The 25,449-nt window shown below is 50.9% G+C and carries 23 protein-coding genes; all 23 read right to left on the bottom strand.

Annotation, left to right across the window (positions count from 1 at the left end; genetic code table 11):
- Positions 1-166: 166 nt before the first annotated feature.
- A complete protein-coding gene (locus BO18_RS21525) occupies positions 167-2,092 on the bottom strand; it encodes a DUF2142 domain-containing protein (RefSeq protein ID WP_034449593.1) in 1,926 nt (641 codons plus the stop codon).
- Positions 2,089-2,805 carry a metallophosphoesterase gene (locus tag BO18_RS21530; protein ID WP_034449595.1) on the bottom strand — a complete coding sequence of 239 codons (717 nt, stop codon included), beginning with the start codon at positions 2,803-2,805 and terminating at the stop codon, positions 2,089-2,091. The genes BO18_RS21525 and BO18_RS21530 overlap by 4 nt, the downstream gene beginning before the upstream one ends.
- Complete coding sequence (gene uvrC / locus BO18_RS21535; protein ID WP_034449596.1) at positions 2,805-4,676, bottom strand: excinuclease ABC subunit UvrC; 1,872 nt, start codon at positions 4,674-4,676, stop codon at positions 2,805-2,807. The genes BO18_RS21530 and uvrC overlap by 1 nt, the downstream gene beginning before the upstream one ends.
- Positions 4,676-4,942 (bottom strand): HPr family phosphocarrier protein, encoded by a 267-nt coding sequence (locus BO18_RS21540; protein WP_034449598.1) that lies wholly within the window; start codon positions 4,940-4,942, stop codon positions 4,676-4,678. The genes uvrC and BO18_RS21540 overlap by 1 nt, the downstream gene beginning before the upstream one ends.
- Positions 4,943-5,086: 144 nt before the next feature.
- Positions 5,087-5,527, bottom strand: a complete 441-nt coding sequence (gene rimI, locus BO18_RS21545) for a ribosomal protein S18-alanine N-acetyltransferase (RefSeq protein ID WP_034449600.1) — start codon at positions 5,525-5,527, stop codon at positions 5,087-5,089.
- Positions 5,524-6,237 carry a tRNA (adenosine(37)-N6)-threonylcarbamoyltransferase complex dimerization subunit type 1 TsaB gene (tsaB, locus tag BO18_RS33295; protein WP_051689034.1) on the bottom strand — a complete coding sequence of 238 codons (714 nt, stop codon included), beginning with the start codon at positions 6,235-6,237 and terminating at the stop codon, positions 5,524-5,526. The genes rimI and tsaB overlap by 4 nt, the downstream gene beginning before the upstream one ends.
- Before the next feature lie 25 nt (positions 6,238-6,262).
- A complete protein-coding gene (gene tsaE / locus BO18_RS21555; protein WP_066738407.1) occupies positions 6,263-6,739 on the bottom strand; it encodes a tRNA (adenosine(37)-N6)-threonylcarbamoyltransferase complex ATPase subunit type 1 TsaE in 477 nt (158 codons plus the stop codon).
- Positions 6,740-6,844: 105 nt separating this feature from the next.
- Positions 6,845-7,354 (bottom strand): nucleotidyltransferase domain-containing protein, encoded by a 510-nt coding sequence (locus tag BO18_RS34475; RefSeq protein WP_081861188.1) that lies wholly within the window; start codon positions 7,352-7,354, stop codon positions 6,845-6,847.
- A 717-nt stretch (positions 7,355-8,071) separates the two neighbouring features.
- Positions 8,072-9,100 (bottom strand): N-acetylmuramoyl-L-alanine amidase family protein, encoded by a 1,029-nt coding sequence (locus tag BO18_RS33300; protein ID WP_051689035.1) that lies wholly within the window; start codon positions 9,098-9,100, stop codon positions 8,072-8,074.
- A 191-nt stretch (positions 9,101-9,291) separates the two neighbouring features.
- The gene (gene rpsI / locus BO18_RS21570) at positions 9,292-9,705 is read right to left on the bottom strand and encodes a 30S ribosomal protein S9 (RefSeq protein ID WP_034449602.1); all 414 of its coding nucleotides are present in this window, start codon (positions 9,703-9,705) and stop codon (positions 9,292-9,294) included.
- A 17-nt stretch (positions 9,706-9,722) separates the two neighbouring features.
- A complete protein-coding gene (gene rplM / locus BO18_RS21575; protein ID WP_034449605.1) occupies positions 9,723-10,151 on the bottom strand; it encodes a 50S ribosomal protein L13 in 429 nt (142 codons plus the stop codon).
- Between the two features lie 184 nt (positions 10,152-10,335).
- A complete protein-coding gene (locus tag BO18_RS21580; protein WP_034449607.1) occupies positions 10,336-10,905 on the bottom strand; it encodes a hypothetical protein in 570 nt (189 codons plus the stop codon).
- Positions 10,906-10,927: 22 nt separating this feature from the next.
- On the bottom strand, positions 10,928-12,214 hold the full coding sequence (locus tag BO18_RS21585) for a transglutaminase domain-containing protein (protein ID WP_034449608.1): 1,287 nt from the start codon (positions 12,212-12,214) through the stop codon (positions 10,928-10,930).
- Between the two features lie 147 nt (positions 12,215-12,361).
- Positions 12,362-14,011, bottom strand: a complete 1,650-nt coding sequence (locus BO18_RS21590; protein ID WP_034449609.1) for a transglutaminase domain-containing protein — start codon at positions 14,009-14,011, stop codon at positions 12,362-12,364.
- 99 nt (positions 14,012-14,110) lie between these two features.
- Complete coding sequence (locus BO18_RS35025) at positions 14,111-15,772, bottom strand: transglutaminase domain-containing protein (RefSeq protein ID WP_185752543.1); 1,662 nt, start codon at positions 15,770-15,772, stop codon at positions 14,111-14,113.
- A 4-nt stretch (positions 15,773-15,776) separates the two neighbouring features.
- Positions 15,777-17,147, bottom strand: coding sequence for a transglutaminase domain-containing protein (locus BO18_RS21600; protein ID WP_034449613.1), 1,371 nt, complete (start codon positions 17,145-17,147; stop codon positions 15,777-15,779).
- 68 nt (positions 17,148-17,215) lie between these two features.
- Positions 17,216-17,785 (bottom strand): hypothetical protein, encoded by a 570-nt coding sequence (locus tag BO18_RS21605; RefSeq protein ID WP_034449615.1) that lies wholly within the window; start codon positions 17,783-17,785, stop codon positions 17,216-17,218.
- A gap of 191 nt (positions 17,786-17,976) precedes the next feature.
- Positions 17,977-19,077, bottom strand: a complete 1,101-nt coding sequence (locus BO18_RS21610) for a hypothetical protein (RefSeq protein ID WP_034449616.1) — start codon at positions 19,075-19,077, stop codon at positions 17,977-17,979.
- Positions 19,077-19,781 (bottom strand): glycosyltransferase family 2 protein, encoded by a 705-nt coding sequence (locus tag BO18_RS21615; RefSeq protein WP_034449618.1) that lies wholly within the window; start codon positions 19,779-19,781, stop codon positions 19,077-19,079. Before BO18_RS21615 ends, BO18_RS21610 begins: the two co-directional genes overlap by 1 nt.
- Before the next feature lie 3 nt (positions 19,782-19,784).
- Positions 19,785-20,741, bottom strand: coding sequence for a glycosyltransferase family 2 protein (locus tag BO18_RS21620; protein ID WP_034449620.1), 957 nt, complete (start codon positions 20,739-20,741; stop codon positions 19,785-19,787).
- Between the two features lie 88 nt (positions 20,742-20,829).
- Entirely contained in the window at positions 20,830-22,218 is a 1,389-nt protein-coding gene (locus BO18_RS21625; RefSeq protein WP_185752544.1) for a transglutaminase-like domain-containing protein, read from the bottom strand.
- Between the two features lie 271 nt (positions 22,219-22,489).
- Positions 22,490-24,049 carry a transglutaminase domain-containing protein gene (locus tag BO18_RS21635; RefSeq protein ID WP_034449624.1) on the bottom strand — a complete coding sequence of 520 codons (1,560 nt, stop codon included), beginning with the start codon at positions 24,047-24,049 and terminating at the stop codon, positions 22,490-22,492.
- Positions 24,050-24,061: 12 nt separating this feature from the next.
- Positions 24,062-25,417, bottom strand: coding sequence for an amidophosphoribosyltransferase (purF, locus tag BO18_RS21640; protein ID WP_034449627.1), 1,356 nt, complete (start codon positions 25,415-25,417; stop codon positions 24,062-24,064).
- Positions 25,418-25,449: the final 32 nt, after the last annotated feature.

Below are 25,449 nucleotides of genomic sequence, written 5' to 3' on the forward strand. Positions count from 1 at the left end.
ATATAGACAAAAAAGAGCCGCCGCATAAGGGAATATCCCCATGCTTAGGCTCTGAAGTATTATATATTATATATATAAAGATGTCTATCAAAGAAAATTTATCTGTCCCGCAAATACCTTTATTCATTACGTTTGCGGACTCGAAAAATTTTTTCGGGCGCTATTTTCACCTGCCGAGATAAAGGCTCAACATGGCTATAACGGATGCCACTGATGTTGCGGCGAAAAGGATCAGTCCCGTCCCCTTTATGATCCCCGCCTTCGAAGAGATCTGTTCGATGCTCTTCTTTTCGAGTTTCTTTGCTATAAGTTCAGCCAGTCCCGCAAACAGCATCACGACAAGAGGCACCATAGGCCTGAAGTATCTGCCCTGCACGCCCATTATCAGCGAATAATCGAGTGGGGTATCCTTTAAGAGCATCGCGGGGGCGCACAAAAGAAGGAGAACGCATGCCAATATAAATGAGACTGCCTGCGTTTTCGTGACCTTCATGACCTTCTTCGATGCAAATACCGCAAGATACATTCCTGCTATCATGAGCACGATGATGATTCCCGGTATGACTGCCTCGTTCCAGCCTTCGGATCTTCCGGCGCTGTCGGTTATTATCTCACCCGAGAATGCAAAGAGTGTCGAAACGCACATCACGAGATAACTGAAAGGGTGCTTATACGCAAAGCTCGTCTCATAGAAATCCGCGCCGCCCTTTAGCTGGAAGAGTTCCTCGCCTCTCGGCTTGAGGAGCACATCGCTGAATACAAGTCCCGTAAAAGCTGCAACCGTGAACAATACAGGCAGGAGGTTCTTCTTATCCTTTAGGGGCTTTCTCAGGAGCATGAAGACCATCGGGATCATGATCACGTAAGCGCCGCCCTTTACGCTTCCGATAAGGAAGAACCAGATAAGACTCTCGATAATGTTTCCCTTCTTCCAGAATTCCTCATCTTCAGCGAAGCAGAAGAGCATCGCTATGCCGCAGATGACATATGTCAGCACCGCGCCGTCGTAGCTGAATGCCGTAAGGTAAGCCAGGGACATCGGGAAGAGCGAGACAAACGTCAGCAGATACTGGACATTCTCGGACTTTACCCTCTTTATCGCACGCCATGTAAGGAACACGAACAGCGCGCCCTGGATGTATCTTGCCAGATGGATCATGTACATCGGCGAGAGATTGATGAGCCTTCCTAAAGCCATCCCCGCTGACAGCGGCAGATAGTTGAATATGCTGTAAAAGACCATGTATGCGTAATCGCCGCCGTCAGATGTGACCATGGCGGTCTTATCGGCGGAGACGAACATCTTGTTGTTCAGCACAGTTGGAAGATACATCTCATTCGACGGGTCAGGCCTGTAGCCGCCTTCGAAGACAAAGTTCTTCCATGATCCCCTGAAGAAATCTACGTCGCACTGTCTTGCGGTCCAGCCGCCGCCCTTGCCGAGCAGGAAATTCGAGAATCTGTACGCAGCCTGGAAATGGGCATCCGCATCGTGAGAGCACCATGCCGGGAACAGTATGGGATAAACACCCAGGCCCAAAGTCACGGCGCCTATGAGATAGAATTTCGATGGTGTCAGATTGTCAGTCAGATATGCAAAACTCGTGAAAAAGACGAACAACGCGGTAAAGAGCGTTACAAAAGCAAAGATGTTGCTTCCGGGACTTCCCTTCTTGTAAACGGCAATGTCAACGGTGCCGCCGCCTTCCTGCTGCTCGATCGCGCCGTAGATCTTTGGAGCCTCGAGCATGACTTTCAGCACGTCATCACCTGTATTCGTCATCGTGAGGACGTAATCCTCGTCGTCAAGTTTATTGACCTTCGCATCGTATGTCATGGAAGGTGAATCAGGAAATAAGGACACGCTGAGCGAATCGAACACGGTAAAGGATTTAAACTTAACTGTTATGCTCTCTCCGGGTCCGACATCAAGCGAGCCTACCGGACTCTGAGGTGCATATATAGCAGTCTTTTCCGGGAATACCGGTTTGAAAACAAACATCAAAAGGACAGCCATGGCAGTCAGGATAAGAGATGCGATGACCGCTCTCGAGGGTTTGCTCAAATAACTCTTCAGTCCTGACAGTTTCATACGATCCTCACCGGTTTGAAATTGACGTAATCTGCAGCGGCACAGATAAACCTTGTGCCGTTGTAATCGCCCTCGAAAGCCTTCCTGTGGGCCGTCCCGTGAAGGTGCCCGTAAACGCAGATGTCGACACCGCCTCCGGCTATCATGTCGGCGTATTCGGTAAAGCCCCTGTTCGCCGTAACCGGCGGATAGTGGATCATAAGGATGCGTTTTTTCGTGTGCTCCGGATCAGCTTCGGCAAGCATGTCAACGCACATCTTTATCCTGAGTCTCTCGCGCTCGTAGATCTTTTTGTTGTCGGACCCTTCGATGCTCTCTTTGGATTCTATCATCCAGCCTCTTGTGCCCGATATCAGGCAACCGTCAGCCTCAACCACGTTGGTCCTTACGAGCTCAATATTGGTAAAACCTTTCTCTGCGAAGAACTCTTCCATCTTCTTGATCGTGGTCCACCAATAGTCATGGTTTCCGCGGCAGAGGAGCTTCCGCCCGGGAAGTTCTGACAAGAACCTGAAATCCTCTTCGGCCTGATCTATGTATGTCGCCCATGAGATATCGCCCGGGATCAGCACCGTATCCGACGCGGTGACCATGTTCTCCCAGTTTTCCCTGACCCTGAGGATATAATCACCCCACGATGACCCGAAAACCTCCATCGATTTGTCGGGTATGCTCAGGGACAGATGCAGATCTGCCAATGCGTAAATCGCCATCAAGACTCCCTGTGAAAATACTGATATACGGCTTCGGCGTCCTTCTCCGAAATGCCTTTCGCTTCCTTGAGTTCCTCGACGGAAGCATTTTCCACGGCTTTTATTGTACCAAAATGTGCGAGCAGAATCTTGCGCTTGGCAGGACCTATCCCTTCGATGTTCTCGAGCTTGTATCTGATGTTGCGCTTGCCGGCGAGTTTGTGCTGATATGAGATCGCGAATCTGTGCACCTCGTTCTGCACCGTTGTGAGGAACCTCAGAAGTCCCATCTCGCTGTCGGTGAGCTGCCTTCCCTCGAGCCTTATCTCGCGCCCGTCCTCGAAAACGATGCCCGCCGTCTTGTGGTGATCGTTCTTCACCATTCCGGCGAGATAGATATTTTCCGTTCCTTCCATTCCCCTTACGACGGAAGCGACCGCCTCGAGCTGGCCCTTGCCGCCGTCGACGAGAATGATGTCCGGATACTTGAATCCGTCTTCCTCGTTATGTTTGAACCTTCTTTCGAGCGTCTCCCTCATCGACTGGTAGTCATCCTGCGATTCGACCCGCTTCATCTTAAAGAGCCTGTAGGATTGCCTGTCAGCCCTGCCGTCCTTGAAGACGACCATGCCTGCGCAGATGTCGTCATTTCCCAGGTTCGAGATATCGAAAGATTCCGCTCTCGAGATGGAACCTTCGGGAGCGCCGAGCAGTTCTTCGAGATACCTCAAAGGTACCGACGGATCGGCGTTCGCGTTGCCGCCTCTCAAAATACGGCGCACCATCATCTCGCGCGCGTTGGAGTTCGCGAGATCTTTGAGTTCACGGAGTTCGCCGCGCTCGGCGACATGGAGCCTGCAGTTTTTCCCCAGCTTTTCCGTGAGAGTCTTCTCGATGACTTCGAGATCATCCTCCTCCATCTTGAAAGGTACGAGTATGAGCGGCGGAATGAACGGCGCTTCCTCGTAATACTGCATAATGAAATTCTTCAGGATCTCTTCTTTGTCGGCTTCTTCGCCGGCAAAGAAATACGTCGATGAACCGACGATCCTTCCCTGCCTCAGTTCGAGTTTTCTGACGCACGTCTCGCCGCAGTCTGAGTAAAGACCTATCGCATCGACGTCGCGCTCGATCTCCAGGTATACCCTCTGGTTCTGCCTTATCGCGCGGAGCGCGTAGAGCCTGTCCCTTAAGGCGCCCGCCTTCTCGAATTCGAGATTGGCTGAGCACTCCTCCATCTGCGCTTTTATGTCCTTTTCGATGCCGTCGTATTTGCCTTCGAAAAACTGCACGATCTGTTCGACCATCGCCCTGTAATCCTCATTGCTGACGGTTCCGAGACATGGTGCCATGCACTTTCCGATGTGATAGTTAAGGCACGGTCTTTCCTTTCCGATGTCTCTCGGGAAGACCTTCTTGCAGCGCTTTAAGGGGAATATGTCGTTGATCGCCTTGAGCACTTCGAAGCAGTCGGAACCCATGTATGGGCCGTAGTATTTCGCGCCCTTTTTCCGGGCTTCCGGATCGGGTCTGAAAGCCTTGAAGACTCTCGGATATGCTTCATTCAAAGTGACGCAGATATAAGGATAGCCCTTGTCATCTCTTAGCAGGATGTTGTATTTGGGCTGATACCGCTTGATGAGATTGTTTTCCAGGAGGAGCGCCTCAGGCTCGGAGCCGACGACAGTGTATTCAAAGTCAGCCACATGCGACACCATCGCCCTGACCTTCGGAGAAGATATCGTTCCGCCTCCGAAATAGCTCTTTAACCTGTTCCTGAGTTTCTTTGCTTTTCCTACATAAATAACACAGCCCGAAGAGTCCTTCATAAGGTACACTCCGGGGCTTAAAGGGACTGTGTCCAGCCTTGCGTCGAATTTACCGGCGGGCATTACACAGCGATCTTAGGATTCTTAAGGTGTGAGATGAGCGCTTCGCAAGCTTCCTTCTCATCGTCGCCGTTAGCTTCTATCTCGATCTCGGCGCCGTTCTCGATCCCGAGGGACATAACGCCTAAAAGGCTCTTCGCATTGGCTCTTCTGCCGCTGCGGACGATATAGATTGTGCTGTGGTACTGGGATGCCTTCTGGATCATGACCGCAACGGCCTTCATCTGCAGAGCATCTTCACAATCAAATACGATCTTTTCTTTAGTCATAAACAGGTACACCCCTCGTTAAATACGTCATAAGTATATTTTTGAGGTCTTTGAAAATCAACCTGAAAAAGGCCGTTCAGACTAATTTCGACTATTTACCCCAAATGAATGGGTTTTGACAAAACCTTTTGTAAAATCTGACAACTAGAGGTCTTTGCACATCAGGACGGCATCTTTGCCGGGTCCGTAATAACCGCGCCTTTGCCCGTATCTTTCAAAGCCCTGTTTCTCATACAGTGCGAGCGCAGGAACGTTGTCATGCTCGACTTCGAGGAACACCTTCGCGATGCCTCTTTTGGTAAGTTCGTCCATCAGAGCGCTCATGAGTTCCGTTGCAAAACCCCTGCCTCTGTACACTTTGTCAGTCACGATGTTTCCTATGTTGCATTCGTCCAGTACTGTCTCCGCGCCGATATAGCAGACGACCTTTTCATCGGACTCCGCGACGAGGCAGAGCTTGTTGCTATTACTGATCAGATCCTCGAATTCAGAGCGCGCCCAGGGGTGTACGATCGAGCCCTTCTCGAGTTCCATTATGCTGTCTATGTCTTCCGGAAGCGCTTCCCTTATCAGAAGTCCTGTCATGCTTTTTTCAGCCTCTCGGCCTGTGACACCGCACAGTAAGATGCCTTGATGTCTCTGGCATCGGTAAGTTCACCGCCCGCAAACGCCGCGAGCGCAACACCCTTCGGCATTATAGCCGCGCCGGGCGCATAGTATATGTTGAGTTTGGAAGATGCCTTCTCAAAAGCCTTCTTCATGACTGTCGCACCGCTTCCGACCACAAGTATCTGGTGCCTTGCGCCGTATATGACTTCAGGTATCTTCTCTATCTTTGCAACCAGAGCATCCGCATCGTATGCGTCCTCGGGAAGGAGCGCTTTCAGCGTGTCGTCCTCTGCGGCCTGTGCGAACACCCTGTTGTTTCTCGCGTCTATCGCGGGCACTATCAGCGTCTCGGACTTAGGCGTCATCGTCGCGTTCTCGCACGACCTCGCGAGTGCCTCCGTCGACGATACGGCAATGCATTTCTTTCCAGCCGCGAGCGCCATTCCTTTTACCGCAGCGAGGCCGATCCTTATGCCCGTGAAAGATCCGGGGCCGACCGTAACGGCATAACCGTCGAGATCTTCATGCTTTATGCCCGCCTTCGTCATGACTCTGTGGACCAGCGGCATGAACGTCTCGGAATGCGTCAGCGTCTCGAAAGAGAGCTCATAGCAGATCTCCTTGCCGTCCTCAAAAACGCCGGCACTGCAGTTTGAATTTGATGTATCACAAACCAGAAGTTTCATTCTTCGATCTCCGCTCTGTTATCTCTCACTCAATGATCTCCGCTCCGGCTTTTTCCGCAGCTTCCTTGATATATCCGGCATGCTTATCCGAACACTCCACATTGAATGTCCTGGTATTGCCGTCTCCCGTTATCGTCATCCTTATGGAATCATCAGGCAGGAGTTCGTCTATAATGTCGCTCCACTCAATGACACACACACCGTTCCTGAAGAAATACTCGTCCAGTCCGCTCATCAGGAAATCTTCCGGTCCCGAGAGCCTGTAAGTATCGAAATGGAACAGCATCAGCCTTCCGCCCTCATACTCGTTTACGATGGTAAATGTCGGACTCGACACATGCGACACCGATCCAAGTCCTGCGGCAATGCCTCTGGTAAGGCACGTCTTCCCGGCACCGAGATCACCTGTCAGCGCGATAACGTCGCCGCCGATAAGTGACTCCGCCAGTTCCCTGCCGAAGCTCTCAGTCTGTTCCGGAGATGTCGTCTTGAATGTGATCATGCCTGTCCTTCCTTTGCGTAGTAATTCTACATTCAAAGAGGACAAATAGCAAAGCGGGTGCAGATTATTCGATTATTAGAGCTTTATTCTTCGATCGATACGTACTTATCCATAAATAACCATCTTCTCCTTTTCCAAGTTTTTAATGAATATCTTTGAATATTGTTGTGTTCTGTCTTGAGTCAGCGATCTGGTAGTGATCAGATCGACCGGCTTTTTCAGAACAGTTTTAAAATCTTCAAGTGCCCCCATTACCTCAAGTCCATGCAGATCACCAACTTCTATCATCAGATCCACATCACTGTCAGCAGTGGCTTCACCTCTTGCATAGGAGCCGAAAATATACACTCTGGGAATGTTGTGCTTCTCTGCAACCGGGGCTATCAGTTCCGCAATCTCATCGAGCGTGTAGACCTGCTCGTTGTTCATCAGGTCTTCCATACGCACGCCCAAAGCCGAAGCTATCTTAAAGACAGCTCCCGCATTACAGTTGTTTATGCTTAATCTCTCATTTACCAGTCTGTTGATCGTTGTATAAGGAACAGCCGTCTGCTTGGCCAGGCTGTACATCGACATTCCGCTGTCATTTAATGCTTCTTTAAATCCGTTGTTCATATCGGTCCCTCCCCTAATAAGATGCTATAACACCACTGTGTTATAGTTACAATTTAAAGGAAGCATATCATTGAGAGCTGTTTTCGGGAGATGCGTGACGCAAAGTGATGAAATTATCCCGTTGGGGTAGTTTTCGAGACTTTGGGATAAAACGCTGCTGAAATTATCCCTCTTAATTGCTTTTCGAGACTTTAGGATAAAAATTGAGCTCGAAATTATCCCAAGATGAGGGTTTCTTGCGATTTGGGATAAAACTCGGACCGCAAATTATCCCAAGTGAAGCATATTTAAACTTTTGGGATAAATTCACCTCTGAAAATTATCCCTCGGAGACAATAATTCACGGATTGGGATAAAATCGCCTGCAAGTAAAGCTACGATATCGTTTTCAGGAAAAAGTCTTCAATAACGATATCTGCGGGAGATCAAAGATATCGTTTTCAGGAAAAAGTCTTCAATAACGATATCTGCGGGAGATCAAAGATATCGTTTTTAGGAAAAAACTTCTAAAACGATATCAGTGGAAGATCAAAGGTATCGTTTTCGGAAGAAAAATCTCAATAACGATATCTGCTGTGGACGGTATCGGAATCCATGAGAAGTTGTCATTTACGATACCTTCCACCTTTTCAAGCAGACCACGCAAATAAACAACTGCCCCAAGACCGCAGTTACCTGCATCTTGAGGCAGCCCCGAAAAGCTAAAATTATACCGGATCAGGGATTCTGACAAACTCCATTGCTGTCAAAGTTGTATGCCTTTCCGTCGATTGTCTTTGTACCCGTGACCATCGCGCCGGAGGAAGGATCCAGGTAATACCACTTGCCCGAAAGCTTGAGCCATCCGGTAGCCATCGCACCGCTGTTGTTAAAGTAATACCACTTACCTGAGATCTGCTGCCAGCCCGTAACCATAACGCCGCTGCCGTTAAAGAAATACCACTTGCCGGAGATCTGCTGCCAGCCTGTGACCATCGCGCCGCTGCCGTTGAAGAAATACCACTTACCGGAGATCTGTTGCCAGCCCGTTACCATCGCGCCGCTGCCGTTAAAGAAATACCACTTGCCGGAGATCTGCTGCCAGCCGGTTGTCATGACTCCCGAAGGCGTGAAATAATACCACTTGCCGCTGTCCTTGATCCAACCGGTCTGCATCTCTTTATCTTCATTGAAGAAATACCACTTACCACCGATTTTCGTCCAGCCTTCTGCATAGTTATAATTTTCATACATATAGCACCAGTAGCCGTCCATTCGTCTCCAACCGGCATAAGGATTCCCTTCACCTTCATAATCGATAAGCGCAAGATCAAAATCTGCTGCAGCATCACTTTTTAAAGTCCATGCAAGGATATAGTAAGTTTTTCCTTTCACAAAATCATAATTGTCCGGATCGCTTTCATCTGTTTTGCAATACCAGAAGATATCTTCTCCGGTATTCTCAAAATTCTCATAGTCTATTATTCCTATTAAGAAATCTGCACTCATATTGCTTATGTAGATCGTATAGTTTCCTGTTGCTCTGGGAACAAATCTGTAAAGGTCAACATCATTGTTTTTATCACTTAATTGAACATGATAGAGTTCATCGTACTCTAACTCATCAGCTTTATCATACTCAAAGTCTGATCTGATTTTTATTCCGGCATACGGATCAGGAACCTGTGCTGCGGAAACCTGTGTGCCCAGCAGAATCGCTGTTGCGAGGCTTAATAACCCTGCAATTTTAATCTTGTTGCTGATCATTTTCTATCCTCCTTCAGGAAACACTATGCGGGATCTCAAGTAATTAAGACATGCACTCCCCACGCTTCACACTATATATAAACTTGATTTGATTTTGTATCACCCATTTGTACCATTTTCGGGCACGAAAAAAGACCGCCCACGAGGGACGGTCTTTGTAGTTTCGCAGTAAAACCGAAATAAACTTCCGATTAACGCTTTGAGAACTGGGATGCCTTTCTTGCCTTCTTGAGACCCGGCTTCTTTCTTTCCTTCATACGTGCGTCACGTGTGAGGAATCCGTTCTCTTTGAGAACTGCCTTGTAGCTCTCCTCATCAGCTTCAACGAGAGCTCTTGCAATACCGTGACGGATGGCACCAGCCTGGCCGGAGATTCCGCCGCCTACTGCCTTAACGATAATGTCGAACTTGTCCTCTGTCTGTGTAGCTGCGAGAGGCTGACGAACGATGAGCTTAAGAGTATCAAGACCAAAGTAGTCGTCGATATCCTTGCCGTTGATCGTGATCTTGCCCTTACCGGGAACCAGACGAACGGCTGCTACTGCGTCCTTACGACGGCCTGTGCCGTAATAATATACTTTGCTGCTAGTTTTCTTTGCTGCCATTATCAGTAGTCCTCCGATTAGAATGTGTAAACTTCAGGCTTCTGAGCTGCCTGCTCGTGCTCGGGGCCGGCATAAACGTGAAGCTTTCTGAACATCTGACGGCCGAGTGAGTTCTTGGGGAGCATGCCCTTAACTGCGAGCTCAACAGCCTTCTCAGGATTCTTTGCCATCAATGTGCGATAGTCGATCTCCTTCATTCCACCCGGGAAACCAGAGTGATGACGATAGATCTTATCGTCGAGCTTCTTACCGGTAAGAACTACCTTGGAAGCGTTGATTACGATTACATTATCTCCGGTATCAAGGAAAGGAGTATAAGTGGGCTTGTGCTTACCTCTTAAGAGCTTGGCAACCTCAGATGCCAAACGTCCGAGAACCATGCCCTCAGCGTCGATAACGAGCCATTTCCTTTCTATTGAATCCTTGGTTGCAACATATGTACCCATGTGTCTTTCTCCTTGAAATTCATTGATTCTTGTTTTATTCCGCATGCTTTAATAAGCAAAAAGAACAGGCCTGCCCAAGAGCAAGCCTGCATATAATAACCGCATGAAGTCGGGTTGTCAACGATTTTGCAGAAAAAACTTTAAGAATTCTCTTAAATTCTTCGAAATTCGCCTTTTTTCGCCATTAATCGAGGACTCTTCTGTATGTGATGGCAACGATGGTGCCCGCACCGTCCGTGTTGATCTGGATGCCTGTGTTGCCTGCCGTGTAAAGGATGCCGTAGTCGTCTTCCTGAACAGGTGTGCCGAATGTGGCCTTAGCTACCTCTATCTTGTCGCCTACGTGAACGCCGTCACAGTCAGTGAGGGGATTCTCGATCTCGATACCGTCGATGAGTTCCTGGCCGTTTTCCTCATATGTATAGAGAACGAACTCGGGATATGTGTAAGCGGTAGCCAGACCCTGGCCTGCACATGATGCCGCGGAGAAGATGTCCTCAGCATCGCCCAGAGATGCGAGCAGAGCTGTGGCATCCTGACCGGGGATGATGTCATATCCCTTGTAAGTGAACTTGTAAACGTCGCCGGTTACTGCGCTCGTAGCCTGTGTAACCTCTACGGAGATCTGTGTCTGGCCGCCTTCAAGACGTGAAGCCTGAGCTGTCTCTCCCGTTGAACCGTTGCTGCATCCTGCGAAAAGGGATGCTGCGACGCATAAACCGATTGTTGCCGTGATGATCTTTGTTTTCTTCATCTTTTTTCTCCTACTATCTTATTTAGATGTTGTCAGTCTTTTCCTGATCAGTAATATATTCGGGAACGCCGCCTGATCTTACAGGAAGCATAGATCCGTCAAATCTGTGGTGGCCGTCGCCTATCTCCTTGTCGGTACACTTGAAGAATACCTCCCAGTGATAATCGAACAGCGTCGAATCACAATGATACCACTCTCCGTCCATTTTTACGAGATTCCAGTAATGACCGTTGTGCTGGATAGGGAATCTTACTACCATCATGTTTTCGATGCCTGCCGTATCCAAAAGGATCTTGCAGGTCGCGTAATAGTTGAAGCAGTCGCCGTTATGTTTGGTAAAGCCTCTCAAAGCGGCTTCTTCGAAAGTCTGGGTCTCCTTGACCGAGACATAGAATACGTTGGAATGTACCCAGTTATAGATGTTCTTGGCGGTCTCGGTCTCGTTCCTGCCTCTAAGCTGCGAGACGAGTTCTTCGGCGATCCTGTAGACCTCCTTGTGGACCGGTGTGTCCCAGGATGTTCCGCCGCCCTTTACGCCTTCCTCGAAGGTCTCTTCCTTGATGGTCACGGTCGCGTCCTGCTTCCTGATGTTGCCGGCCTCGTCCACTGCTTTATACGTGATAACGTAAGAACCGGGCTCACCCATCCTGACTTTCGACGTGTCGACGACGACCTTGGGTTCCTCATCGTAATCATCCTTCCAGGTGATGCCGGAATAGTAATCGATAACTGCGTCTTCGGAGCTTCCGATCGTGATGTCGTGTATGCCGTAGAAGAGCGGCGCGTTGTGGTCGTCGGTAACATGGAAGGGAACGTTGATGACCGTCTTGTTGTCGTACCAGTCGGTGATGACGACGGGCACCATGTAGTCGCCCGTGTATTCATAGGTCGGCGTACCGTTCAGATACTCTATCTTGGCGATTCCCGAGAGGTCATAGAGACACCCGACGCATTCTGACGCATCCGGCCACGGAAGGCTCGCATATTGGTTCTTCGGCAGCGCTATGCCTTTGGGCGCGGTGTGGTCTTCGATCTTCAGCGTGACGTCCTTCTCAAAAGCCTCATCATAGAAGACCTTGAGCTTGTAGACAGCCGGAATGTTCGTGTCGATCACAGAAGTGTCGGTCACGAATTTGGCGTCCTTCGGACACTCTTTGAAGAAATCCTCTACCTTGATGTTCGAGCCTGCCTCGATAACCACTGTCCTGTTGAGGTTCGAATCGGCGTCTTTTATCGTAAAGGCCACCGACGCCGTGATGATCGCGGTGCAGTATACGACTGCTCCGACTTTTCCCATAAAGTTATGCATTTTCTCTTATCCCCGCAAATGCTTTCCTATTATCCTTTTCCCTGTCTCTTTCCCCGCAGCTTCCCCTGCTGCCTCTATAACGAAAACTTTTCTCATATCTACCCTGATTTCTCTATCCAACTTAATATTTTAATACCTTATAAGAAATTATTCATTACTTTTTTGCTCATTTTCTTCGACAGATTCCGGCGTCGGTGTCGGAGTATCGGTATCTGCAGCTGTCGGTTCGGGCGCATCCGTCGGCGTTACAGGCGTCGGAGCAGGCGTATCCGAAGGCACAGTCGTTACCGTCGGGGCAACAGTTGATGTCGGAGTTGCAGACGGTGTTACCGTCACACCCGTGGTCGGCTTCGGCGTGGGCGTATTCGTCACGGTCGGTTTGACCGTCGGAGTTACAGTCGGCTTGACTGTAGGCTTTACCGTAGGCGTCGGCGTGTTCGTTGCAGTCGGCACCGGTGTGTTCGTGACAGAAGGTACCGGTGTCGCCGTCGGCGTGTTCGTCGGCGTGTTCGTCGGTGTGGGAGTCGGCGTGTCCGAAGGCTTGTAGTACTTGGATCCGCCGGCACGCATCGGATAGAGCGAACCGTTGTACTGGTGGAAACTGTCGTTTATCTGATCGTCCGTGCACATGAAATAAACGCCCGGATGGTTCAAGAATTTCGTTGCGTCGCAGTGATACCACTCGCCGTTGAGCTTAACGAGATTCCAGTAGTGGCCGTTTGTCGTGACGGGATATCTTTTGACCATCATGTTGGGGATGCCGGCGCAGTCGAGAAGCATTTTCGCGCAGCTGTAGAAGACGTAGCAGTCTCCCGCGCGCCTGCTGAAGCCGAGATAAGCGGCGCTCTCATAGGTCAATGAACCCCTGACGTTCATGTAGTAGATGTTCGAATGGACCCAGTTGAAGATCGCCCTTGCGGTCTCAACGTCCGAACCGCGCCAGAGGCCGGACATTACGCTTGAAGCAAGCGAATAGGGATCTCCGCCGCCCTCGGCAGTGATGTATCCTCTGCCGCCCTCACCTGTCTCTTCAGTCGGGGCCTCTATGGTGACCGTGATCTTTGCCTTCACGGTGCGGATGTTTCCGGCCTTGTCGATGGCCGAATAGATGATGTAGTATTCGCCGTCCTTGGTATAGTTGACGTGCGAATCGTCGACCTTTAATACAGGATCGTCATCGTAATCGTCTGTTACGGTTATTCCTGCGAAAAGGTCGAGATCGTGTATGTCTTCCCCGACCTCGAGATCATGTACGCCCTTGATTACAGGCGCCTGGTGGTCATCGATCATGGTGAAAGGCACCATTATCTCTTTGCTGTTTCCGTAGACATCAGTTACCACGACAGCCACATCGAAAACACCGCCCCCGGTGAAGTTCGGAACACCGTCCCTGTACTCTATCTTTGCGATGCCCGAGAGGTCGTAGAGATAACCGACGCAGTCAGATGCTTCAGGCATCTTCCAGCCGCAGTAGAACTGCTGGGGGATGGCAACGCCGACGGGAGCCGTGTGATCCTCGATCCTTAATGTGACATCCTTTTCGAATGCCTCACCGTAAAAGACCTTGAGCTTATAGACTGCGGGGATGTTCGTGTCGATGCCCGAGATGTCGCTCTCGAACCTGGCGTCTTCCGGGCAGTCAACAAAGAAATCACTGATGTGGAACCCGTTGCCGGCCTCTATCGTGACCTCTCTTATAAGGTTCTTATCGGCATCCCTGATCGTGAAATATACAGATGCCGCAATGATCGCAGCACAATATATGAATGCACCTATTTTTCCAAGTAGTTTATACATATTCCAAATGTTCGGGCGCCTTACGCCTCAAACGAAAATGCTCTAAACGCTGGCGTCCGGGACTATGGTATCCCGAACGTTTGTCATCTGACGGTTACCTCAGGTATCTCCGCCTTCACCGCCTTCGCCGCCTTCACCGCCGCCCTGCTCTTCCTGAGTCGTCGGGACAGGTGTGGGCGTATCGGTAGGCTTTACTTCCTCCGTGGGAACAGGCGTGGGTGTATCCGTGGCCTTTACCTCTTCCGTGGGAGTCGGCGGTACCGGTGTCGGAGTATCCGTTGCGCCGGGAGTCGGCACAGGCGTGGACGTTACCGTTGCCGCAGGCGTCGGAGTCGGCGTCTGTGAAGTCTCGGCACCGGGTGTCGGAGTTGCAGATACCGACGGACTCGGAGTAGGTGTCGGAGTCAGCGTCTGCGTAGGTGTAGGCGTATCAGAAGGCTTGTAGTCCTTCGAGCCGCCGGCACGCATCGGATAGAGCGAACCGTTGAACTGGTGATATCTGTCGTTGATCTCGGCGTCGGTGCACATGAACCAGATGCCGGGGTGGTCGCTGTAACCTTCCGTTGCATCGCAGTGATACCATTCGCCGTTGAGCTTAACGAGGAGCCAGTAGTGGATGTTGCCGTTATATCTCGGATAACGGTCGACTCTCATGTTCGGGATGCCTGCCTCGTCGAGGAGCATCTTGCAGCATGCGTAATAAACGTAGCAGTCGCCGTTATGCTTGGTGAAGCCTCTGTATGCCGCATTCTCGTAAGTACGGGTTCCGCTCAGGAGTCTGAACCACAGCGTATTGTGTACCCAGTTAAAGATGTTCCTTGCCGTCTCGACATCGTTGCTGCCGTAAAGGTTCTTCATGACCTTTCTGGCGAGTGCATAAGGATCGCCGTCACCTACATCGTAAGTAGCGCTGTCGTCCTTGTTGTTGCCGGTCTCGTTCTTGGCTTCCTCGGGCATCTTGATGGTGAGCGTCGTCTCAGCTTTTCCGATATTTCCGGCCTTGTCGACAGCCATGTATATGAGAGGATAGGTTCCGGCCTTTGTAAAGTCGACCTGTGAATCGTCGATCTTGAGAACAGGCTCGGGATCGTAGTCGTCGGTAACCGTTATACCCGTGAAATAATCGAGCGAGTCGGGGTTGCCCTCGAGAGTGAGCTCATGAAGTCCCGTGATTACCGGAGGCGTAGTGTCGTTGATGATGGTGAACGGCACCTTGATGACAGTGCTGTTGCCGTACACATCCGTTACGAGGATAGACACGTCGTATGTGCCGCTGTCCGTGAACTTGGGCGCACCTTCCTGATACTCGATCTTGGCGATGCCGGACAGATCGGAGAGGTTGGTAACGCACTCGGATGCCTCAGGCATCTTCCAGTTACTGTAGACCGTCATGGGAACGGCCTCTCCCGTCGGAGGCGTGTGGTCTTCAATCCTTACGACGACATCAGCTTCATTACGTCCGTAACGGATCTTGAGCTGATATACCGCAGGGATCTTCGTGTCGATGCCCGAGATATCTGTCATGAACTCGGCTCCGACCGGAACGTCATCGAAGAACGCCTCAAGTGTTATCGGGGTGCCGGCCTCGATAATTACGTCATTTTTGACTGCTGCTTCATTGCCGTCATTAAAGAACACACATGCTGCCACGGCGATCAGTACGACAAGGCAGATGCTGGCGCAAAGAAGCATGATCTTCATCTTCTTTTCCATTTTTTCGTTTCCTTTTCCTACAAATTCCCCAAATGTATTAGTACCCATATTATCACTCATTATAAGGGAAGCCCGATAAGATCTTCCCGGAATAAACATTGATGTATTTCTGAACCGACGTTGTTGATCTCTCGGGATATTCATCCTTCGCGAAATTGTGATCGGTCGGAGCGTTCTTGATCTCCGCATCGGTCATCATGAAGCAGAAATATCCCTTGGGCGTATAGTCGTTGAAGTACTTCTGCGCGTCGCAATGGTACCACTCGCCGTTAAGCCTGACCAGCGCCCAGTAATGGAAGTTGTCCCATGAGTTCTTGCGTTCTCTGACAACGCAGATATTCTCTATTCCCTCCACGTCGAGCATGGCCTTGCATACCGACCATGTTCCGTAGCAGGAAGAATATCTCTTGGTAAATGTGTTGATGGCTGCGACTGCCCAGTTCTCGTAAGAAGGCGTACGCAGGATGAAAGCGATGTTCTTGTGTACCCAGTAGAAGATCTTCATCGCCTTCTCGACATCAGTGTCATCCTCGTCCAGGATCTGTGCATTGATCTCTCTTGCCATCCTGTAAGCGTCCTCAACGTAAGCCTGTGTGACTTCGGAAGACTGTCCGGCATTTGCGATCGGGATGACATGTACGTAAACGGTGATCTCAGTCGTGTTTCCGACATCGTCCGTTGCCCTGTAGACCAGCGGATAGTCGCCTACGATGCTGAGGTTGACCTTTGAATTGTCTATGGAAAGCTCGGGATTCTCGGCGTAATTGTCGGTAACCATTATGCCTTCCCTGTAGGAGATGGTTTCCGTGCCGACCATAACGTCAATATCGTGCGGTCCGTAGATGGCGGGGCCCTCATTGTCCTCGATGACATTGAAAGGAACGCCTACAACGGAGGAGTTTCCGTTTGAGTCGGTAAGCTTTACGCCTATCTCATACTTTCCGCCTTTCGAAAGGTCCGGCGTGCCGCCGTCGTAAGAGCAGGTAACGGCAGTCATGTCGAAGATGTCCGTTACGAGCGACTCGGGTGCGGGTGCCTCCCCCGTATACATTGCGACCGGAACGGGCTTTCCAGTGGGAGCCGTGCGGTCTACGACATTAAGGATCGAATGAACGACGTGTCCGCCGCAGTCGATCGCGATGTCGTAGGATGCGAGCATGCCGGGATCGATGAGGTCAACATTGGTGATGAACCTGGTGTTCGGCGGTATCTTCATAAAAAAGCAATCGAGCGTGATCGGATGACCATACTCGATGCTGACTTCTGAAAGACATGAATGATCTATGTATGCGATGGTGTCGGTATAGAAGTAGTAAGCTGCGTATGCGCCAACGAAGCCGCCTGCGATTAGCGGAAGCACCACTATTCCCAGGAACTTCAGTATGCTGAATCTTTTCTTCTTTCCTACTTTCTTACCGCTCATTTAGCACTCGTCAGTACTTGTTTTCCGCTTTTTATCAATCGTCTGATCTTGTTCTGAAATTGTCCTTATCAGATTCCGAAATACATGATCTGATTAACGACGTTGTTCTCGTCAAGGCCGAACCAGAGCTGTGAGCTTCCCTTCTCGTAAACGACAACTGCCTCGGAAGAGATGGAAGGCTCGCCGTATGCCGCCTTGACCTGATCGAGAGTGTTTCCGATGTAAACGCCCTCTGCGGTCGTAACCGTATCGTCAAGGATCTGGATCGTGTAGATCGAATCCGCACCGGGATAAAGCTCTACCCAGAAAGAACCGCCCTTGAACTCATAGTGGCTTGCAAGACCCTGACCTGCGCAGGAAGCCTGCTGGAATACGTCATAATCGTCAGGCAGCTGGGATTCATCCAGGACCGTGTTGACGACGAAATTATAACCGCTGTATGTGAAAACAAAGTTCTCAGACTCTGCGTTGGGGTCAACGTACGCGCTGGGCGCCGTGGCAACCATGCTGCTCTGGCTCTGTGTTGAGATTATATTGATGTCGGAAGAAACAGGCTCCGGCTCATTGGAGCAGGCAGCAACGCTCATTCCGGCTACGCTGAGGCTCAAGATAAGAGCTGCAACTTTGGTAAACTTCATATTTCGAACATCCTCCATACTTATACGTGTAAACAACTAGAATATAATACACCAAGCATATAACTCGGGTACGACAAAAATGAGTGAAAATGCCCGTATTTTTTACTGAAAAATGCCTAATTATATTATTAAAGAGATTTTGAGGCTTTTAGGGGGTATTAGAGCAGCTTTTGAATGTGTGCCAAAAGTTCTCAGTTCTCGATCGCGTTCGCGCCGTAGCTCTTGAGCTCGCCGTACTGCTCGATCTCGCGGAGCTGGTCGTCACGCATGAAGTTGTAGAACTCGATGTCCTTCTCGTACTCGGCAGCGACGGCTGGCACTTCGCGATAGTCCGTGAGGTCGTAATTGTCGACCAGATACTGCCCGAAATACGTACTGAGCTTCTCGGCGCCGTAGATGTTCAGATGGACGCCGGCGTCGTATGTGTCGACGCTCATATCAAGGCCAATCTCTTCTTTGTAGTTGCAGAAATTGATGTAAGTGAGGCCGTACTGCGCCGCGTAGTTTTCGACGTTCTCGTCCCACTTCTCATACCATCCGTAGTCGATCGGCGCCCTTACGAGGATGAGCTCTATGCCGTTCTCTTCGCAGAGCACGCGGATCTTGTCGAGATAGGACATTGCATTGTCGCCGAAGCGGTAATTCAGGAGCGGCTTTGCCGGCGGGAGCTTGCCCATCGGCTTGACGTCGCAGCGCATATAGTAGCCGTTGTGCGAGGTTATGTCTTTCGAGAACACATGCTTAAAATCGGTCTTCGTGAGCTCGCTCCACCTGTCGTGATAGCGCAGGATCGGGAACACATAGGATGCGAAAGTCTCGTCCTTCGTCATTGAGGAATTGATCGCGTCGACCTTGTCTTTGGACCAGCGCATTCCGTCCAGTGTCATGCGGTTGTAGGCCTCGTTGCGCGGAACATCGTGCTGGAGGTTGTGGACCGACAGGACGACGACCTTTGGCGTCTCGGTCCTGAGAACGTCCTTCAGAAGATAGTAGGACTGGTTGATGTACTGCTCGCCCGAGCCTCTGATATAGGCGGAGATGCCGTATTCCTCATACATTTTGACAGGCGAATAGCTCTCGTACGCGTCGCAGTCGCCGAAAATGATGACATCATGCGGGACCTTCTCCTTGTAATACTCTTCGGTAAAGGAGCCCTCTATGACGCCTACCTGATACTTGGGCATGAAGAGCCTTTGGACGAACCAGAGGATGGCAAAAGAGAGCGCCAGCAAAACCAGCGCCGTGATGATCTTTTTTGCGGTCTTGGATCCTTCTTTCGGACTTCCTGCCATTACATTGCCTTCTTAAGGCGGCGGAAGTCTCCCAATGCCTTCCAGCCGATCTTAACGATCTTCTTGATATTGATGGAGTTGGTGCCGCCCTGGCGCGGTCTGAACGTGACCTCGCGGAATGTGCACTCCTCACCGTAATGTACGAAATAAGTGGTCATCATGATGTTCGGCAGGTTGTAATCCTTGTCGAGCTTGGGCAGATACTTGGCAACGGTCTTGGCGTCCATGAGACGGAAAGGCGCGTTCGCATCCGGTACCTTGACGTGGAAATAGCACTTGAGGAGGAAGCATACGACCTTCTCAACGAAAGCCCTGGACTTGCCGTCGCCTCTTACGGCCCTGTGCCCGAAAATGGCCCTGTAGCCTTTCCGCATCTGCCAGAAACCGTCGAACTCAGAAGGAAGCGTCTGTCCGTCGGAGTCGGTCTGGAAGATATAGTCGGCGCCCTGCTTGATGGCATAGTCGTAAAGCGCGATGACCTTGGGTCCGTGCTGCTTGCCCGTGTCGGATAAGATCTCGAGCTGGGGATGATCCTTCTTGAAATCCTCGAGGAGATCATGCGTTCTGTCTACGCTTCCGCTGTCTGCGATCACGAGCCTTGACGCGGGATCCTTGCCTTCAAGGATCGGATACCAGGACGTGACTACATCAAGGATGTTTTCCTCTTCGTTGTATGCGGGCATAACGATATAAAGTATATCCATGGGTTACTCCTCCGGGATGTTTTTCTTCTCACTTACTATGTAGCGCGGTCGCTGTTTTGTCTCGAGATAGATCTTGCCGATGTATTCGCCGATGACACCCAAGCTGATCATCTGTATGCCTGAGACAAAGCACAGTATACACGTGGTCGATGCCCAACCGTCAACGACATATCCCGAGATGACCGAGACCAATACGTAGATAATACCGATAAAACTCAAAAAAGCCACAATAAGACCCAGCAAAGTTATGATCCTGAGCGGCCTTACCGAGAACGATGTGACTCCGTCGATCGCGAGCGCGGTCATTTTCGAGAGCGGATAATGAGTCTTCCCCGCTTCCCTCTCGGCTCTTGAATAGTAGACGACGGACTGCTTAAACCCGAGCTGCGGGATGATGCCTCTCAGGAAGAGATTGACCTCCCCGTATCCTTCCAGCGCATCGAGCACCCTCGCGCTCATGAGCCTGTAATCGGCATGGTCGGGAATGATGTCGACGCCCATGCCCTTAAGGAATCTGTAATATGACCTTGCCGAAGACCTCTTGAACCACGAGTCCGTAGACCTGTCGTTCCTGACTCCGTAAACGATCTCATTGCCCTTGGCATACTCATCGACCATCTGCCCTATGGCATTGATGTCGTCCTGCCCGTCGCAGTCCATCGAGATCGTGATGTCGGCGTGTTTCTTGGCTTCCATGAGCCCCGCAACGAGCGCATTCTGATGCCCCCTGTTGCGCGAAAGGGAGATAGCCGCATAACGCTCATCCTCTTCACAGAGCGAAGTCAGGATGTCCCACGTCGTATCCTTGCTGCCGTCATTGACGAACATGACGCGGCTGTTGCCTGCGATCTTGCCTGCCGAAACAAGCTCATCGAGCTTAGCCTTGAACTTGCCGCTCGTAAGCGGCAGGACCTGCTCTTCGTTATAGCACGGAATGACAAGATAGAGTACAGGCGTCACATTATGCTCCCCTAGTTTTTCTTATTTAAGAATTATAACAAACTTGCGAGAAACTTGCTTGCCGAAGTGAGTTTTGACAGATCTGAGCTCACTCATCCTTGAACGTGTGGTTCTTGTAATCGATCCTGCTCTGCACAGACTTGGTGGCGCTCTCGGGGAACTTGTCCTGCTTGAACTGGAAGCCGTTCCAGCCGCCCTGCCAGAAGTCTAAAAGTTCCTTTGTCGTGTACATGAAGAAATAGCTGTCGTAGCCCTCGCGCCAGGTTGCGTCGCAGTGATACCACTGGCCGTCCAGCTTCACGTAATTCCAGAAGTGCGTGGCGGTCTCGTACGGGTATCTCTCTATGATCATGTTTTCGATGCCGGCGACGTCCAGGAGCGCCTTCACCGCATAAGCAGTCGAAAAACAGTTTCCGGTGCGGGTCTTGAACGCATTGTAGGCGGCCTCGGTCCACGAATTGCTGTATGTCCTTAAGATGAAGTGAATGTTGTAGCGGCACCACCAGACGATCTGGAGCGCGATCTCCTCCTCGGTCATGCCGGGCTCGGTGATCTCGTCAAGGATCTCTTTCGCGGCCGCATAAACGACTTCGGGTTCGACATATCCCTCGGGCTTTTTTTCGACCTTTATGCTGACAGTCTCGCTCGCCTCGTTGCCCGAAAAATCCCTCGCCGTGTATACGACTTCATATGTGCCTTCCTCAGTGAGGATGACATTGTCGGTGTTGATCTCGAGAGACGGAGCGGTGTCATAATCGTCGGTGACACTGATGCCGTTCCTGTAGGACACCGTGTCTCCGATGTAGTACTGAAGGTCCTGCGCGCCTTCGATCACGGGTGCCGAGGAGTCTTTGGTCACCTCGAAAGGAACACCCACGACGGTCTCGTTTCCGCATCCGTCAGTGAGCAGCGCGGAGACGATGAAACTCCCTCCGGCCGACATGTCGGGCACGTCTTTCCAGGAGACAGTGACGTCGGTTATGTCTTCTATTCCTGTCACGCAACCGGCCGCGTCAGGCAGTGCGTCACAAGCAAAGATGCTCTGCGCGATCCCCGTTCCGGCAGGCGGCACCGTGTCCGCGATTATAAGTTTGCAGGCGTTGTTCTTTCCGTAGATGCTGATATTGAAATTGATGGTCTGCGGCAAGGCTGTATTCACGGAATCAAAATCCAGATTGCTCGAAACAAGTCCCGGTATCGCCGGCTCCTGCTCGAAAAACATGCTCAGTTCAGGCTTTGCCGACCCCGCTTCTATCGTGACTTCATTTTTCAGAAGTCCGTTCTCGTCCTTGAAGAAAAGATATCCCCTGACACCGGCGAGTATGACGAGCAATGCCGCGACCGCTATCAAGAGCGGCTTAATGAAATTGTATGAAGGTACGGCCGTCTTCTGAACAGGTTTCTTCGCGTTCGCGGGCGCCTGTCTTTGCTGTGACCGGTCAGTTCTCTGAACCGGTCGCTGAGACGCTCTCTGCACTTGTTGCGTTCTCTGACCTTGCTGCGGTGTTCTCTGCACTTGTTGCGTTCTCTGAACCTGCTGCGGTGTTCTCTGCACAGTTTGCGCAGCCCTCTGACCCTGCTGCCGGGACGTCATCTGCGATGTTCTTTGCGGCTGCTGAGGACCTCTTTGCATTTGCCTTTGAGACGCATTCTGCTGAACGGCGTTACCGGTAGTCCTGCCGGCCGCGGATGAGTTGGCATTCCGCTGGCGTGGCATCTGATCCTGGCCGTTCTGAGTCTTCTTCATATCAATTCTTTATCTTGTGTCCGCTGTAACTTATCCTGCTCTGGACAGATTCCGTCGCTGACTCGGGATAACTGTCCTCAGGGAAATTATACCCGTTCCAGCCGTTATGCCAAAAATTCTTCAGTTCCTTGGTCGTGTACATGAAGAAATAACTGTCGTAACCGATCCTCGGAGTCGAATCGCAGTGGTACCACTGGCCGTCGATGTTGATGTAGTTCCAGTAGTGTGGATTGTGTATGTAAGGATCTCTTACGATGATCATGTTCTCGATACCCGCGACGTCGAAAAGTGCCTTCGCGCACATCGCGTAGTTGTAGCAGTTGCCGTTGCGCTTGACGAGCGCGTCGTAGGCGGCTCTTGTCCATGATGAGTCGTCGCTGTTCGAAATATAATAGACGTTATATCTTACCCACCACGTGATCTGGAGAGCCTTTTCCATGTCGGTCATGTCCTCGTCCGTGATCTTGTCCAGGATCTTTTTCGCTTCTTCGTAGACAACCTCAGGCTCGACATATGTCGACGGTTTCTTGTGCAGCGTGAGACTGATGTCGACTTCGGATACGTTGCCGGTGAAGTCGGTCGCCCTGTATGTGACCACGTATGTGCCGGGCTCGTCCATGTCGACCTGGCTCGTGTCGATCTCGAGCGTCGGGTTATTGTCGATGTCGTCCGTGACGGTAACGTTCTCCCTGTATTTTATCGGGTCTCCGATGTATGTCTCGATGTCTTCACAGCCTTCGATAACCGGCGCAACGCTGTCTCTTATTACAGTCAGAGGAACGTTCACGATGGTAACATTTCCAGACGAATCGGTTACCTTCGCTTTGGCCGTGAGGTTGCCGCCCATCGTGATGTCCGGCAGATAATCCCATTCGACGGTAACGTCGTTCAGGTCAAAGATATTCGTGATGCACTCTTCGACCGGCGGGATCTCATCGACCGAGAACATGCTCTGCGGAATACCTTCAGCGACGGGCGCAGTGGTGTCCACGATCTCGAGCACGCACGGGAAGTTCGTGCCGTACATCCTGATCGTGAATCTTATCGTCTGGGGTATGGTGTAATTGATGGTCGCGAAATCGAGATTGCACGATACGTAATCCGGGAACCTCGGTTCGCCGGTGATATACATTCCGACATCCGCGGTCGAACCAGCCTCTATCGTATGCTCGCGTACGATCATCTCGGTGTCTTCGTTGTAGATGGTGTACGCGCCTACCGCAACGATCGAGACGAGTATCTCCAAAAGCAGGAATATGAGCAGCGGAGTAGTGAATTTCGCCCTTCTCTTTATGCCGTATGAAGCTGCTTCTTTTCTTGTTTTTCTGTATCGTTTGGAAGATGGTTTCCCGCTCTTCGGTGTACTTTCACGCCTGGGTGCACGGATGGTTACGGGAGCTTTTCTTACCTGTCTGGGGCTGCCCGCGTGAGTGGCCGTTTGTCTTTTCTGAGCTTCTCTTTCGAGCGCGGCTTCGTGCTCCACCGCTTTAAAAACTGCGGCGTCAGCAGACCTTACTTTCGCTCTATCGCGTCCCTTTTGAGGGAACTCCGCGTGTGACATTTCCGAGCCCTTTCATCGTTCCGGGTAGTTGCCGGTGAAGCAGGCATCGCAATATCTGAAATCATCGCCGCCCAGCATCACATCAAGATCAGAGGGCTCAAGATAACCCAGTGAATCAGCGCCTATTATGCCACAAATCTCGGGGATTGTGTGAATGCAGGCGATAAGATGCTCCTCGTCAGGCACGTCCGTTCCGTAATAGCACGGATGCATGAACGGCGGCGAGCTGATCCTTACATGGACCTCAGTGGCTCCCGCGTTCCTCAGCATGTTTACCTGATTGGCGATCGTGTTTCCTCTGACGATCGAGTCGTCAATTATAACTACTCTCTTGCCGCGGACGACGGAAGAGATTGGGTTGAGCTTGATCTTGACGGCCTGTTTGCGCTGCTCCTGAGAGGGCTTGATGAAGGTCCTTCCTACGTAGGAATTCTTGACGAATCCCTTCTCGTACGGAATGCCTGATTCGGCCGAGAAACCCAGCGCGGCGTCAATGCCCGATTCGGGAACGCCTATTACGATGTCGCAGTCGCAGGGATGCTTTCTGGCAAGGATCCTGCCGGCGTTCCTTCTCGCCTCTGCAACGGATATGCCGTCTATTACAGAGTCGGGTCTCGCGAAATAAATGTACTCGAAGATGCACTTCTTCATATTGCGCCGGATGCCGGAATCGACCGATCTGATCTCTCCGCTCTCTACGACGACTATCTCGCCGGGCGCTATGTCTCTTATGAACTCCGCTCCGACGGCCTCAAGCGCGCACGTCTCGGAACAGAATATAACCGCGTCATCGAGCTTGCCCATGACGAGCGGCTTCAAGCCATACGGATCTCTGGCAGCGATAAGTTTCCTGGGGCTCATGACCAGGAGCGCATATCCGCCCTTGATGATACCCATTACTTCCTTGACGGCTTCTTCAACCGAAGGAGTCGAGGACCTCTTGCTCGCGATAAGGTAAGCAATTACCTCCGAATCGGTAGTCGTGTGAAATATGGCACCCTTGTCTTCAAGCTCTTTCTTGAGACTATCGGCATTGGTGAGATTTCCGTTATGTGCGATGGAAAGCGTTCCCTTGGAATACTGAGTGACGATAGGTTGTGCGTTCTCCGGGACGCTCCCGCCCGAAGTAGAATATCTTACGTGGCCGATGGCTATATCGCCTTTGAGATTACTTATCTTTTCATGTGATAAAACATCTCCGACAAGTCCCATACCCTTGACGCATTCTATTGCCGCGTCATCATTTGTGGCGATACCGCAGCTCTCCTGTCCTCTGTGCTGAAGACTGAAAAGCCCGTAATAAACATCACTCGCGCAGTCAGCGCTTCCGTGAATTCCAAAAATTCCGCATTCTTCATGTATGGCCATGAATAGATTTTATCACCACGACGCCGAACAGA

Source organism: Butyrivibrio sp. AE2032, assembly GCF_000702965.1.

What these genes read in the sequence shown, in the direction of transcription:
- BO18_RS21525 (WP_034449593.1), bottom strand. Translation starts at nt 2,092, where the DNA reads ATGAAACTGTCAGGACTGAAGAGTTATTTGAGCAAACCCTCGAGAGCG.
- purF (WP_034449627.1), bottom strand. Translation starts at nt 25,417, where the DNA reads ATGGCCATACATGAAGAATGCGGAATTTTTGGAATTCACGGAAGCGCT.
- BO18_RS21610 (WP_034449616.1), bottom strand. Translation starts at nt 19,077, where the DNA reads ATGGCAGGAAGTCCGAAAGAAGGATCCAAGACCGCAAAAAAGATCATC.
- BO18_RS21615 (WP_034449618.1), bottom strand. Translation starts at nt 19,781, where the DNA reads ATGGATATACTTTATATCGTTATGCCCGCATACAACGAAGAGGAAAAC.
- BO18_RS21605 (WP_034449615.1), bottom strand. Translation starts at nt 17,785, where the DNA reads ATGAAGTTTACCAAAGTTGCAGCTCTTATCTTGAGCCTCAGCGTAGCC.
- BO18_RS35025 (WP_185752543.1), bottom strand. Translation starts at nt 15,772, where the DNA reads ATGGGTACTAATACATTTGGGGAATTTGTAGGAAAAGGAAACGAAAAA.
- BO18_RS21530 (WP_034449595.1), bottom strand. Translation starts at nt 2,805, where the DNA reads ATGGCGATTTACGCATTGGCAGATCTGCATCTGTCCCTGAGCATACCC.
- BO18_RS21580 (WP_034449607.1), bottom strand. Translation starts at nt 10,905, where the DNA reads ATGAAGAAAACAAAGATCATCACGGCAACAATCGGTTTATGCGTCGCA.
- rimI (WP_034449600.1), bottom strand. Translation starts at nt 5,527, where the DNA reads ATGACAGGACTTCTGATAAGGGAAGCGCTTCCGGAAGACATAGACAGC.
- BO18_RS21600 (WP_034449613.1), bottom strand. Translation starts at nt 17,147, where the DNA reads ATGAGCGGTAAGAAAGTAGGAAAGAAGAAAAGATTCAGCATACTGAAG.
- tsaE (WP_066738407.1), bottom strand. Translation starts at nt 6,739, where the DNA reads ATGATCACATTCAAGACGACATCTCCGGAACAGACTGAGAGCTTCGGC.
- BO18_RS21635 (WP_034449624.1), bottom strand. Translation starts at nt 24,049, where the DNA reads ATGTCACACGCGGAGTTCCCTCAAAAGGGACGCGATAGAGCGAAAGTA.
- tsaB (WP_051689034.1), bottom strand. Translation starts at nt 6,237, where the DNA reads ATGAAACTTCTGGTTTGTGATACATCAAATTCAAACTGCAGTGCCGGC.
- BO18_RS21590 (WP_034449609.1), bottom strand. Translation starts at nt 14,011, where the DNA reads ATGTATAAACTACTTGGAAAAATAGGTGCATTCATATATTGTGCTGCG.
- BO18_RS33300 (WP_051689035.1), bottom strand. Translation starts at nt 9,100, where the DNA reads ATGATCAGCAACAAGATTAAAATTGCAGGGTTATTAAGCCTCGCAACA.
- BO18_RS34475 (WP_081861188.1), bottom strand. Translation starts at nt 7,354, where the DNA reads ATGAACAACGGATTTAAAGAAGCATTAAATGACAGCGGAATGTCGATG.
- BO18_RS21585 (WP_034449608.1), bottom strand. Translation starts at nt 12,214, where the DNA reads ATGCATAACTTTATGGGAAAAGTCGGAGCAGTCGTATACTGCACCGCG.
- rplM (WP_034449605.1), bottom strand. Translation starts at nt 10,151, where the DNA reads ATGGGTACATATGTTGCAACCAAGGATTCAATAGAAAGGAAATGGCTC.
- uvrC (WP_034449596.1), bottom strand. Translation starts at nt 4,676, where the DNA reads ATGCCCGCCGGTAAATTCGACGCAAGGCTGGACACAGTCCCTTTAAGC.
- rpsI (WP_034449602.1), bottom strand. Translation starts at nt 9,705, where the DNA reads ATGGCAGCAAAGAAAACTAGCAGCAAAGTATATTATTACGGCACAGGC.
- BO18_RS21540 (WP_034449598.1), bottom strand. Translation starts at nt 4,942, where the DNA reads ATGACTAAAGAAAAGATCGTATTTGATTGTGAAGATGCTCTGCAGATG.